This window comes from Halanaerobacter jeridensis, from assembly GCF_016908315.1.
Classification (GTDB): domain Bacteria; phylum Bacillota; class Halanaerobiia; order Halobacteroidales; family Halobacteroidaceae; genus Halanaerobacter; species Halanaerobacter jeridensis.
Genome location: NZ_JAFBDQ010000012.1, coordinates 17961 through 30896, shown reverse-complemented (window position 1 = coordinate 30896; position 12936 = coordinate 17961). Strand labels below are relative to the sequence as shown.

The following is a 12936-nucleotide window of genomic DNA, read 5'->3' as shown; positions in this document are numbered from 1 at the left end:
ATTTAATCACATGCAGTAGTTTACAGAATATGTAATCTAGCAAAAAAAGAAAAAAGCCCCGAAATGGGACTTCTTTGGAGAATCTATATTATTGCTCGCGCAATTTAATAGACTGTAAGTTACAGCTTACTTACTTCTTCAGCTTGTAAACCTTTTTCTCCTTCAACTACTTCAAATTGTACTTCTTGACCTTCTTCAAGGTCTTTAAATCCGTCGCCTTCAATTGCAGAAAAATGTACAAACACATCGTCGCCATCTTCTTGCTCAATAAAACCATAACCCTTTTCAGTATCAAACCATTTAACTTTTCCTGTTGCCATAAATCTAATTCCTCCTATTAGTCTTTTTTAATGCCTTTTCTTCATTTGACATCTACAATTGTAACACATAGTTCTACATCTGTCAAAAGAATTAGCAATTTTTATAAAAAATTATTTCTGTGGAATAATATCTCCTCTATGATTAAATATCCCTCTTTCCGACCTTAATCCTGATTCTTGAATTATTTTACCCACTATGACCATTTATATACCTAATTAAAAGCCAAATTAAATTTTGATTTTTCAATTAATAATTAATAAGATAATATTAAACTTTAATATAAATTAAGGAGTTGATACTATCTTTAGCACAAACTGGCATCATGAACAGAGATTAAAACTTGTGGTTTTACTTATCTTCTGTAGCTATTTGTGTCTTAATAATATCATTTGACCATTCTATTGCATGTAAATAAGCTTCCCCTACAGTTTCTTCTTCTAATTTATACTCATTTAAAAAAGCTTGTACTTTATCCCATTTTCCTTTTTCATAAGCTATCATCGCAGAAAAAACTGCATTATAAAGTCCTTTTTGACCTGTTAAACCATCCTTTATTTCTTGAGCTATAGGTAATTCTTCTAGTACTTCTTTTAAATTACGATTCATTAATACATCAATTAAAGAGAACAAGCCCATTAAAAAAAACTTATGTCTTTCACCTGCTATGTTTAAATTAGCTGATAATGATTCAGCAAATTTAGCCCGCAGTAAAGAAAGCTTAATTACCTCTTCATCATCAACATCAGATAATTCATTAATAATAATCAAATTAAACCATTTTTTAACTTCATCCAATCCTAATAATACTAATGCTTGTTTAATAGAATTGATTTCTTCTCGCAGGGCAAAAATAGCAGAATTAATCAAACGCAATAGTTTATAGGAAAGGGACATGTCTCTTTCAATTGCTTGAGAAATTTTATCTATATCTGGTTCATCTGTATTCAGCTCATTTAAAACCTGGAAATAATTAGTAGGATACACCGGCAAATCATCGCCTTTTAAAATTACTGGTTTACTAAAAAAATAACCTTGAAAGTAGGAATAACCCATTTCTTTGGCTTCTTCTAATTCTTCTCTAGTCTCTACTTTTTCGGCTAATAAATCAATCCCCTTATTTTGCGCAATATGTACTAAGCGCTTTCTCTCTTCTAGGGAACTAATCATAAAATCAACCTTAATTATATCTGCTATATCAATCAAATCTAAATAATCAGGGTCAAAAACAAAATCATCTAAAGCAATAATATAACCTTTGTCTTTTATTTTTTTACAGGCAGCAAGTACTTGGGGGGTCGGTTCAATATCTTCTAAAATTTCAACTACAAGGGTATTAGGATTAAATACTGTGGCTATTTCATCAATTAATAATTCCTTAGTAAAATTTACAAAGGCTCTATTTCCGTTGGTTATCTCTTCAATACCAATTACCCCAAAACTGCTAGTTAAAACTTGGGAAGTAGCTTCATCACCATCAACTTCAGGGTTGTAAATATTTTCAAGCCCTTCTCGATATAACAACTCATAAGCACAAACATTTTCTTCTCTATCAAAAATAGGCTGCCGAGCTACAAAAGATTCGATCTGGATCATCCCCCTTCTAAGCCTTCCTTATCCATTACTTATCTTTAACTACTAATTTCAGTAGCAGCTGCTTTGGCTAAGTCATCACATCTTTCATTCCATTTATCGCCAGAATGACCTTTAACTTTCACAAATTCCAGGTCATAACATTGACGTAAATCATCTAACCAAATCCATAAGAACTTATTACTTAATTGACCACTACTCTTTTTCCACCCTCTAGCCTTCCAACCATCAATCCAGCCCTGCTGAAAGGCGTTAACTAAATAAGCACTATCAGAATAAATTTCTACTTTTTGAGCATTTTTTAATGCTTCTAAACCTTTAATTGCTGCTAATAATTCCATCTGTTGATTAGTTGTATGATGAACTCCACCTTTTATCTCTTTATGCTGTTCATTACAAATTAATACAGCAGCCCAGCCACCAGGACCAGGATTATTAAAACACGCTCCATCAGTATAAATTTTTACTTTATCACTCATCTTTTCACTCCTATATTAAATTTTAGTCTATTTTTTAGCTACTATAGCATATTGATATTCATTTAAATCAGCAACTAGCTCTAATTTTAAAGCTAACTTATCTTCTAACAATTTATATAACTCTGCTTTACTTACTTTTTCAGACAACGGAGGACCCTGCTTTATCTTTTCCTTTTTAAAATCAATAATTGCTATTCTTCCTCCATTTTTAACACCTCTTAAATAATTACTCAAAAACTCTTCTTTATCTTCTACTTCATGTATCAAATTAGACATTAACATAAAGTCAATCTTTTTATCTGGGATATAATCTTCTTCTTGAGTTGTATTAATTAATTTTATATGATGTAGTTCATGCTCTTCTCTTTTAACTGCAACTTCATCTAACATCTCTTGCGACAAATCAAAAGCATAAACTTTCTCATCAGATATTTGGGCCATCGGAATAGTAAAATAACCAACACCACAGCCTACATCAGCAACTGTATCATTAGTCTGCAAATTAAATTTTTCTAGAATTTTCTCTGGCGGCAAATCTCTACGTCGTTGTTTAGTATCTAACTTGTCTTTATGTTTTGGATTAAATTTATGAGCCATATTATTCACTCCTTATTATCTTATTTAAAATAAATTATATGCATTTTAGTGAAATTATTTTAAATTTCGACTTATTTTTATCTCTATTTACTTTTTTCTCTAGAAATTTAATTATTCCTGCTTTAACTTAAAATTTATATATTACAGAACAAAATCCTTCTGAAATTTTTCATTCAGAAGGATTTTGGGAAAAACTAAGAAATATTATTTTCTTTTATAATCTTCAAAAATGCATCTACTACTTGAGGAGAAAATTGCGTTCCTCGGTTATTAATTATTTCTGATAATGCTTTTTCTTTAGATAATGGCTCACGATAAGATCTAGTAGACCGCATAGCATCCCAAGCATCAACTACAGACAAAATTTTAGAAATCAAAGGGGTTTCTACTTCACTTAGTCCTTCCGGATAACCCTGACTATTAGGACGCTCATGATGATGATAAATATATTCAGCAATATCTTCTAATTGCTCTGAATCTTTTAAAGCTTTATAACCCCAAACCGGATGTTTCTTTATTTTTTCATACTCTGCCTCTGTTAATCGTCCAGGCTTATTTAAAATCTCTTTAGGTACTACTGTTTTACCTATGTCATGCAGCAAACCAGCCCAATAGACATCATTGATCTCTTCGATTGATAGTCCTAATTCAAAGGCAACTTTGGTCCCTAAACGAGCTACATTTTCAGAATGTCCTTTAGTATATTGATCATGTACTTCTAATAAATTAATCAAAGAACTAACAATTTGACTCTGAAAATCACTTCGCATACTATTATAATTCTGCATTATATAAAATGAAATAGCTAAACTATTAAAAGCTTCGATAATTTGGACTGACTGCTGACTAAATTCTGCTTCACTCTCTTGAGCTATATCTAAACTAAAACCTGCTCTTTTTTCTCCATCAACCACTAAAGCAAATACAATTGTTTCTTTAATTGGCCGGGTAGCATCTAAGAAAACTTCTTGTACCTGCTCATCTAATCTATCTTCGGTTCTATTAGTAATATTTTTAATAACTTGAGGCTCTGTAGGGTTAGATGAAAATACTTCATTTTCAATGTCTAAACTCTGCAGTGCTTCTAAATCATGGCCGATCGCATCAACATATTCAATATGCTGCTCACCAAAAGAATAAACTGAGCCATAATCTGCTTCATCAATAATTTCAAAAGCTGAATGTAAAAGTTGTGATAAAAACTCTTGACTGTCACTTAAAGTTTCCCTTGATAATTCAGCGGTTAAATCAATTAATTTTTCTAATTTTTTCACTAAAGCATCTCGTTCTTGATAAGAAGTTTCTAAATTTTGATTTAGTTCTAATATTTCTTTATTATAAGCTTCTAATTGTTGATAGCTAGCTTCTAATTCTTCCTTTTGTTCTTTAATTCTATTTTTAGCAGCTCTTTGTTCAGTAATATCCCTTGCAATAGCTAACACGTAGGTTTCATCGCCCTCAACAAAAGGGATTTTAGTTGTCTCAAAAATAATTTTATTCCCCTCGTCATCAATCACATGACCTTCAAAAACTTGATTATTTCGATCATCAATTACTTGACGATCATTTTTGAGGAATTCATCTATTTTATTTTCATCTAATTGATAGAGTTCTTGCTCAGTTAACCCTTGAAAATCTTCAACACTTTTGCCAAAAAATTGAGCATGAGTTTGATTGACCAGCTTATACTCCCCCTGCCGGTCTTTAATAAATATATGATTAGGCGATAAATCAATTATCTTTCTGACTCGCTTTTTATTCTTCTCTAATTCTTTATTTTTATGCTCTAATTCTTCACTATAGGCTTCTAACTGTTCATAACTAGCTCCAATTTCATTAGCCATATTAATATAGTTATCTATGATATCATCAACTTCTGTAATTCCTGTATCGTCTATATTAAGATTAGTTTCTTGGGTTTTATAAAAATTATTCATATCTTGAGAAATTTTTTGGATAGGCACTAAAATTTCTTCTATCTTTTGATTTATCTTTTGATGGGCTAAATAAATAGCTATTATAATAACTACAAACAATAATAAAATCAAATTAAAGATTACATTCAAAGAACTGTGATTAATACTTACTACTCCATACAAATTTCCATATTTTGAAGACCACGCTTGATAATATTTTTCTACAAAAAGAGATTCAGCTTTAGTAATTAACTCTTTTTCTCTTTCTGATTGTTTCAACAGTTCTTTTTCTTCTTTACTTAACTTCTGATCTTCATTAAATAATGGATCAAATTCATAAGTGAATAAGTGCAATTTGAAATTAGGATTTTGATTAATTTCTTTAATCTCTTGCAATAATATCTTCTGTAAATTTTTAAATAAAATTCCTATCTCAAAATAATTACCATCAGGTAATTTAACATAAGCATATAATCGCAGTCTTGAAGTTAAAGTCTCATCATCAAAAGGTAATAACAATACTTCTCCTGTTTCTAGATTTTTTAATTGAGACCAAAATTCTTCTGCCTGAGACAAATCTAAACCCCGATCAGGCTTATAATCAGTAGCAAAAATAAGCCCTTGCCTATTTATAAAGTAATAATTAACATCTTTAACCTGCAGTTTATGACCCTCATTTAACTGATAAATTTCACTTTTAATATCATTCATCTTTTGATTGAGATAAGCTTGATCTTTACTAGTGGTATAATCTTTAGTGAAATTTACCAAGCTTTTCTTTAACTGCTGATTATAATCTCTTTCAGTCCTTTTTAAGACATGAGCTGTATTTTTGAAAAAATAATCAATCGAAGTACGTGCCTGCTGTCTTTCACTATTATAAATATATTTATAAACTATAGCTAAAATTGAAGCTAAAATTAAAATTAATATAATAATTACTACTATTAATGTTCGTTTTAATTGTTGATTAAATACCTTTTCTAAAGATATTTTCCCCACTGCTTTTTCCCTCCACTGACCACTAGTAAAATAATTAGTAAATTAACTGATTAAGATTTAATTATCTTCTTGCTTGTTATTATAATTAACGATAACTTCTCTTTGTTATATTTCGACAAGTTTAGTTAAAATCCTTTAAATTAATTAAAATTTCTACAAGATGTATTTACTCTATCTAGTCCAAACACACCATTGATTACCATAAGCACGAACCTTCCAGCCAGAACCTGGATTCCAGTTTGCTCCACCAATTTTAACTGCTAAATTACCATTAACTATCGCTGCATATTTACCACTGTCTGCTGCTACAATGTTTACTGCACTAGTAGAGCTAATATTTTGTTCTCGTCGCAATTGAATCAGAGTCTTAATTTTATTTTTCAAATCATTACCACTATCAAAATAATGGGGCCAATAAACACAAGGAGTTCCAGGGTGAGTTAAAATATAAGCATAGCCTTGTTCTACTTTAGATGATGGAAAAGCCCAATGGTCATGTCCGCCACCTGGAGAAGAACCAGTATCATGATTATCAATAAATGTAACTGCCATCTTTGGCCACCAGCCAATTGCTCCAATTGCTTTACCACTTGGATCTTTCAAACGCCAATATTCACTACGAGAAGTCGCTAACATCAACTGCCATTTAGTAGTAAAATCAAAAGCTGTAGACTTTCTTCCTGTAGCATTAATCCAATCCATTAATTGCTGCCGATGGTAATTAACTTCACTACCAGAAGCATAATAATTGCCAGTTATATCAGGCCATAATTCTCCTACAGAAAAGTAAGGATTGCTAGCAGAATTATACATGCCATTATATTTTCCATCATAGCCCTTAACATAATCATAGCGCCATCCTTTAAATCCTATATTATTCTTTAACCAATTTAACCAATGTTTTATCTCAGATTGTACATCACCATAGGTATGGTCTAAATCTCGGGCAGCACCATAACTATCTCCTGTATCATAATTCCCCTCTGCACTACTCCATTCATCATTACTAGCTACAGCCCGCTGATTATTATCAAAAGCAGGATAACTAAAATCTGCCCAGCCATAAGTTCCTACTCGATGATTAATTACAATATCTGCTAAAGGCTTAATCCCTCTAGCATTCAAAGCATCTACAGCATCTCGTAATTGTCCTTCACTACCGTGGCTGGAATAAAGATTATACCATTCATTAGGTAAATAACCAGTTCCTCCAGTAGACTTCGAAACCGGCGGAAACCAAACCATTGTAAATCCTGCATCTTCAATCTCATCTGCACTATTCTTAATAATATCCCAAGTTCCATATTGCCAAGAATTCCAATGAAAACCCTGTAACATTACATCTCTGCCCGAACCAGAATAAGCTGCTTCTACGGACCCAACTGTTAATGAGAATACTAGGATAAAACAAATCACTAAAACAATCAAATTTCTTTTTATTCTTCTTTTTATCATTAGCTAAACCTCCACCCTAATATTTTTTGTTGGCCGACTAGCAGTCCTGCGGGTTTTTAAAACCTGAAGGGCTCTAGCATCAATAAAACATAGAAACTTATCACCTCCATTAGAACAAAAAATACTCATAACTTGAGTACTTAAATCTCAAGTCATGAGTATGATTATAATCTCCTAAACTTATTTAATTTTATTCTCTTGATTGACCAATCTATTTTAAAGTTATAAAACTTATATACTTGAGTAGAAACTACCACTTAAAAAGAAGATTAGAAAAATAATGTTGGAAAGTAGAACAACAAAGTGAAAGAAATATAGCTAAGATAGTAGCAAGCATCCCAATTTAAGCAGACTATATAATTATATTAGCAACTTATCAGAGCAATGTCAAGAAAATAATTCCGTTTTTTACACTTAATGTATCTTACCACCCTTTTTCTCCTAATAAGGGTACAAATCTAACTCGCCCTAATTCTTTCTTAGTTATTTTATCATCTTCTATTTTCTTAATTTGATATAATTGCTGAATATTTTTAGTACCAATTGGAATTACAAGATATCCTCCTTTAACTAACTGCTCTACTAATGAATTAGGTATTTCTGGAGCAGCAGCACTCACTAAAATACCATCATAGGGTGCATTTTCTGCCCAACCTATTGTTCCATCTCCTACCTCTAATTTTACATTATCATAATTCAATCTAGTTAATCGAGTTTGAGCTTCATCAACTAAACTCTGATGACGTTCAACTCCATACACAGTTTCTACTATTTCCGCTAAAACTGCTGCAGCATAACCTGAGCCTGTGCCAATTTCTAAAATCTTATCACCTGGTGTAGGTTCTAAAGCCTGAATCATTTCAGCTACTATATAAGGTTGACTAATTGTCTGTCCTTCACCAATCGGTAGAGGGCGATCTTGATAAGCTTCTGCTTCTATTTCAGGCGGAACAAATTCCTCACGTGGTACCTTTTTGAATGCTGCTAAAACTCGTTCATTCTTTATACCCCGCGGAATTAAATGCTGCTTAATCATCTTTTCTTTAGCATCATTTAAACTATCATCTCCCATATTATCCACTCCTTTCTATAACATCAATTATAATTCCCGCTATTATTACAAATATGTATTGCTTAATAATAAACAGTAAAATTTACTTACTTTTTTGTAATAATACATTTAACCATTTTTCATCTCTTCCATCTTCTTTCAAATCACCAGTTTGCCATAATTCAACTATAGTCAAATCTTCTATTCCCTCCATTAAGTTTAGCCAAGACTCTTCATTATGATAATTAAAAAATCTACCATTTCTAAATTTTTCTTCTTCACCATATTTAAGCGAAATATAGATTATTCCCTCAGCTACTAGAGCTTGAGTGAAGTTTTTAAGAACTTTTTTAATCTCTTCATTCGACAAATGAAGTAAAGACGCACAAGCCCAGACTCCATCAAATTTTGATTTGAAATTTAATTCTTCTAATCTCATCTTTAATACTTCTTGCTCTATTAAATCTTCTGCTAGCTGAGCTAGTTTTTCTGCAGCATCCACTGCTGTTACTTGATACCCCTGTTCTAAAAAATAGAGACTATCACGTCCCGAACCACAACCTGCATCTAAGATATGATCTCCTTTCTCTAAATGTTTTAGAAATTGTGGGTAGAGTGCTGTTAAATCCACATTTACTGTTTGCTTGTAATATTTTTCAGCTTGTTGATTATAATAATTAATGGTTTTTTCTTCTTTCATAATTCAGAAACCTCCAATTTGATTTTAAAATTTGAGCAATTTATGATAGTATTTAAATAAATATTTCGTGTTTTTTCGTTAATAAGGCTGAAATTTAAATATAAAATTAATAACTTGCTTAATAATTTCTTTAAAATCATTTATTTTCCTGTAAAATGATTTTAAGCTCTACATTTATTATTCATTAAAATCTAATTATAAGTAGAAAAAGGGGACAAAAATACAATGACTAATTATTCACTAGATGATCAACTATCTCAATATAGTATTTCACAAAACTTCAAAGCAGAAAAGAATATATTTAGCTATGGAGATAAAGTAGAGCAAGTATACTTAATTCTCGAAGGTCTAGTCCGATTATTTATTCAAGATGACGAAAAAGAAAAAGAAGTAGCCAGACTAGAGTCTGGGGATATAGTAGGAGAAGCAGCTCTTTTAGAAAAAAATAATTATATTTCACGAGCTGAAACAGCTCAAGAAACTACTTTATTAGCTTTTAACCCAGAAGATTTGAAATCATTAATGCATCAAGAACCTATCTTAAATGAAAATATCATTACTACTCTCTGCAGTCGGATTCAGTGGTTACAAGAATCAAATCTAAAATTACCACCATTAAATCAACCAGCTCAAATTTCTAATCCAGAAGAAACTCCCCCTGAAGTAAATAATGAAAGTAATGAAAAATCAGAAAAGAAAGTTGATAATAATACTATTAAAATAACTAAAACAGAAGATTTTTATCTTCCCGGTCATCAAAAGTATAATATTACCGCCGACAGTACTTTGACTCAATATACCTATAATAAAGAGATCACTTGTCCCATCTGTCAATCTAAAAGCACAGTAAAAAAGATACGCAACTCTAAGTTACGATTAAAAACAATTAGAGATGACTTACGACCAATTTATAAGAACTTTGCCCCAGCTTGGTACAAAGTTTGGATTTGTCCTAATTGCTTTTATGCTGCCCGCAAAGCTGATTTTTTTGATTTTTCAAGTCGGCAGGAGAAAAAGATAAAAAATAACTTCAAAAAACAAATTACAGAAATATTCGGAACAGATTATCAACCCCAGTATAGTGAACCACGCACTATAAACCAAGTTTTTAATGCTTATTATTTAGCAATTAAGTTATATAATTTAATTGCAGCCAGCCCTGGTAAATTAGGTTACCTTTGGCTCCGGTTAAGTTGGCTTTATGAAGATGTTAAGGCCGAAGAATTATCAGAGGCAGCTTCATTAAAAGCTATGACTCATTTACAAGAATTTTATTTTAATAGCAGCACTACTAAATTACCACGCCCCCAAGAAGATAAATTAACCTTATTATTAGCTTTATTATTAGCTAAACACGAGCATCATGAAAAAGCTCTACCATTATTAGATGATTTAATCCGTAGTCCCCAAACTAACCCTCGACAAAAACAAATAGCTAGAGATAAATTTATAGAATTAAGAAGACAAAAAAAAGAACAATCGCGAAGTTAGATTTCACTTCGCGATTGGTAAAGAACTACTTTATTCCCTAAATAATTATAACAAATCTTATCCCAAATTTCTTCTGTAATAGCAATCCCTCTCCCCCGTTCAGTAAAATCACTTTGGTCAAGTCCCTGCTGTAACTTACTATCCCAATGAAATCCTCGCCCTTCATCTTTAATTACTAATTTAATATAATTAGAAGTCACTAACATAAAGATTTCAACTTGGCAGGAAATATCGCCTTGATTACCATGTTCAATAGCATTAATCAGCATCTCATGAAATCCCATTACTAGCATTTCCCCTTGATTAGTATAAGGAGCAACAAACTCAAGGAACTGTTCTTTTACTTGCTTAAGTAGTTCAAAATCGCTAGCAATACATAATTCTATTTTATCAATCACTTCTTCTCTCTCTATGCCTAAAATACTTACATCATCTTTTTGGTCTTGAGAAGTAATGAAATTTTGAAAATCAAAATTGATTTTTTCTAAGACGAACTCTAGTGGTAATTGCTGATTTTGCTCTATTATTTCTTTTAGTCTTGTAGTACCATACCTTTGCTTTTCAATCTGTTCTTCAACTAAACCATCTGTAGTAACGACTAACTTATCTCCTTGTTCTAATTTAAAAACTTCTTCTTTAAACTCATATTTTTCTCTATCAATTGCTGTACTAATTGGTAATCCAGTTAAATTTAATTCTTCTACTCCACCAGATTTGACTAATAACGGCAAAACTTGAAAACCAAAATTAGTATATTTGATTTCCTTACTTTCTTTATCTAAAACAAATAAAACTAGACTAATAAAATAATCAGCTGTAAAATTTTCTTCCTGATAACGATCTGTGACAAATTCAACAATTTCAGCTGGAGATAGTGCAGTCCTTAATGAATGAGAAAATAAATAATTATCAATTGTTTCTCGGAGAAAGACATTTAAAAAAGCTCCATCTAAACTATGTCCTGTAATATCAGCTAAATAAAATACTACTTCATTTTCTAATTCGATTGCATAATAAAAGTCACCACCAATATGTTCAGCTGGCTGGTATATTCCTGACATAAAATAATCATCAACTTGAGGAAAATTACGGGTTAATAATTGATTGTGAATCTCTTTAGCACTTTTAATTTGATCTACTAGCAAATCATTAGCAGCTGCTAATTGCTGTTTAGTTACCATCAGTTCTTCAAAATTACAGTGCAATTGATCTTTTTTCTCTCTTAATCTTTCTTCAGTTTCTTTACGTTCTGTGATATCAATAAATGAAGCCATCATGCCTTGCACTTTATCTTGATTATCCTTTAGAGCAGTACAGGAAATATTGATATCAAATAAAGAGCCATCAGATCGCAGCCCTTTCAACTCTCCCTGCCAGGAACCTTCTTTTTTAATATACTGCATTGATCTTTCTACTTTTTCTCTTTCTTCTTCCGGATGCAAAGCCATTGGAGTTTGTCCTAAAATTTCCTCTGGCTGCTGATAGTCCCACATTTTTAGAAAGGATTGATTAACTTCAGTTAATTGCCCCTCCTGATCACTAAATACAAAGGCAGTAGCTGACTCTTGAATGGCTTTATTTTTCATCTTTAAATCCTGCATTATATTTTTTCGTTCTGTTATATCTTCTACGAAGCCTAAAAAACGAGTTTCAGATAATTTAACTACCTTAATAGAAAACCAACGTTGTTCCCCACTTTTAGTAGTATAAGGCATTTCTTGTTTAAACTGCTTTCTATTTTTAATTTGGGAAAAAACATATCCCACTCGTTCTTTAGAAAGATAGGGATGTAAATCTAAAATATTCATTTCTAATAGTTCTTCTTCGCTATAACCGGCTATCTCTGTTGCTGCTCCATTAACTTCCAAATAATTACCATTTTCATCAACCACAAAAACACCATAAGGAGCTGTTTCTATATAAGTAGCCAATTTATCACGTTCCTCTTTTAAATCTTGACCATAATTATTAATCTTAGTAGCTACTTCTGTCCATAAATTACGATAATGAATAATGATTAGACTAAATAAAATAGTTATCAACGACGAAACAAAAATAATGGTAATTAAATGAGACCCCCACGCAGTTAAATTACTAAAGATAAGTTCTTTTAATAGTTCATATCCTGTCATTAGTATCATAGAAGCAAACAGAACAGATAATAAGATATAAAATATATTTCCGTATAATAAATGTCTCAATTTAAGTCCAGCAATTAATTTTTTATTTAATTCTTCTTCATCTTTCATAAAGCAAAACTCCCTTCGACATATTACTACATTATTCCGCTATATAAACTATTCTATATTGAAGGGGGATTTACCTTTATGAAAA

10 protein-coding genes are annotated in these 12936 nt (G+C 31.3%); 1 reads left to right on the top strand and 9 read right to left on the bottom strand.

The genetic code is table 11. The annotated features are described in order from the left end of the window. Positions 1-119: 119 nt before the first annotated feature. The 8 genes from JOC47_RS11110 to JOC47_RS11075 form a co-directional block, all read right to left on the bottom strand. Positions 120-320, bottom strand: a complete 201-nt coding sequence (locus tag JOC47_RS11110; protein ID WP_204702148.1) for a cold-shock protein — start codon at positions 318-320, stop codon at positions 120-122. 349 nt (positions 321-669) lie between these two features. Next, on the bottom strand, positions 670-1914 hold the full coding sequence (locus JOC47_RS11105; RefSeq protein ID WP_239551140.1) for an EAL and HDOD domain-containing protein: 1245 nt from the start codon (positions 1912-1914) through the stop codon (positions 670-672). Between the two features lie 35 nt (positions 1915-1949). Continuing rightward, on the bottom strand, positions 1950-2390 hold the full coding sequence (rnhA, locus tag JOC47_RS11100) for a ribonuclease HI (RefSeq protein ID WP_204702147.1): 441 nt from the start codon (positions 2388-2390) through the stop codon (positions 1950-1952). A gap of 27 nt (positions 2391-2417) precedes the next feature. Further along, positions 2418-2987 (bottom strand): class I SAM-dependent methyltransferase, encoded by a 570-nt coding sequence (locus tag JOC47_RS11095; RefSeq protein ID WP_204702146.1) that lies wholly within the window; start codon positions 2985-2987, stop codon positions 2418-2420. A gap of 194 nt (positions 2988-3181) precedes the next feature. Then, entirely contained in the window at positions 3182-5905 is a 2724-nt protein-coding gene (locus JOC47_RS15920) for an HD domain-containing phosphohydrolase (RefSeq protein WP_204702145.1), read from the bottom strand. A gap of 171 nt (positions 5906-6076) precedes the next feature. Continuing rightward, complete coding sequence (locus tag JOC47_RS11085) at positions 6077-7360, bottom strand: alpha-amylase C-terminal beta-sheet domain-containing protein (RefSeq protein ID WP_204702144.1); 1284 nt, start codon at positions 7358-7360, stop codon at positions 6077-6079. Positions 7361-7784: 424 nt separating this feature from the next. Then, entirely contained in the window at positions 7785-8432 is a 648-nt protein-coding gene (locus tag JOC47_RS11080; RefSeq protein WP_204702143.1) for a protein-L-isoaspartate(D-aspartate) O-methyltransferase, read from the bottom strand. 82 nt (positions 8433-8514) lie between these two features. After that, positions 8515-9111: a class I SAM-dependent methyltransferase gene (locus JOC47_RS11075; RefSeq protein WP_204702142.1), complete on the bottom strand. Its 597-nt coding sequence runs from the start codon at positions 9109-9111 to the stop codon at positions 8515-8517. A 225-nt stretch (positions 9112-9336) separates the two neighbouring features. On the opposite strand from JOC47_RS11075, the gene JOC47_RS11070 reads away from it, so the two are divergent. Beyond that, entirely contained in the window at positions 9337-10602 is a 1266-nt protein-coding gene (locus JOC47_RS11070; RefSeq protein ID WP_204702141.1) for a DUF2225 domain-containing protein, read from the top strand. Here the strand turns inward: JOC47_RS11070 and JOC47_RS11065 are convergent. Further along, positions 10599-12851: a SpoIIE family protein phosphatase gene (locus tag JOC47_RS11065; protein ID WP_204702140.1), complete on the bottom strand. Its 2253-nt coding sequence runs from the start codon at positions 12849-12851 to the stop codon at positions 10599-10601. The genes JOC47_RS11070 and JOC47_RS11065 overlap by 4 nt on opposite strands. Between the last annotated feature and the right edge of the window lie 85 nt (positions 12852-12936).

Excerpts from the sequence above, each read along its gene's own strand:
- JOC47_RS11110 (WP_204702148.1), bottom strand. The coding sequence starts at position 320 with ATGGCAACAGGAAAAGTTAAATGGTTTGATACTGAAAAGGGTTATGGT.
- rnhA (WP_204702147.1), bottom strand. The coding sequence starts at position 2,390 with ATGAGTGATAAAGTAAAAATTTATACTGATGGAGCGTGTTTTAATAAT.
- JOC47_RS11070 (WP_204702141.1), top strand. The coding sequence starts at position 9,337 with ATGACTAATTATTCACTAGATGATCAACTATCTCAATATAGTATTTCA.
- JOC47_RS11085 (WP_204702144.1), bottom strand. The coding sequence starts at position 7,360 with ATGATAAAAAGAAGAATAAAAAGAAATTTGATTGTTTTAGTGATTTGT.
- JOC47_RS11095 (WP_204702146.1), bottom strand. The coding sequence starts at position 2,987 with ATGGCTCATAAATTTAATCCAAAACATAAAGACAAGTTAGATACTAAA.
- JOC47_RS11080 (WP_204702143.1), bottom strand. The coding sequence starts at position 8,432 with ATGGGAGATGATAGTTTAAATGATGCTAAAGAAAAGATGATTAAGCAG.
- JOC47_RS11105 (WP_239551140.1), bottom strand. The coding sequence starts at position 1,914 with ATGATCCAGATCGAATCTTTTGTAGCTCGGCAGCCTATTTTTGATAGA.
- JOC47_RS11065 (WP_204702140.1), bottom strand. The coding sequence starts at position 12,851 with ATGAAAGATGAAGAAGAATTAAATAAAAAATTAATTGCTGGACTTAAA.
- JOC47_RS11075 (WP_204702142.1), bottom strand. The coding sequence starts at position 9,111 with ATGAAAGAAGAAAAAACCATTAATTATTATAATCAACAAGCTGAAAAA.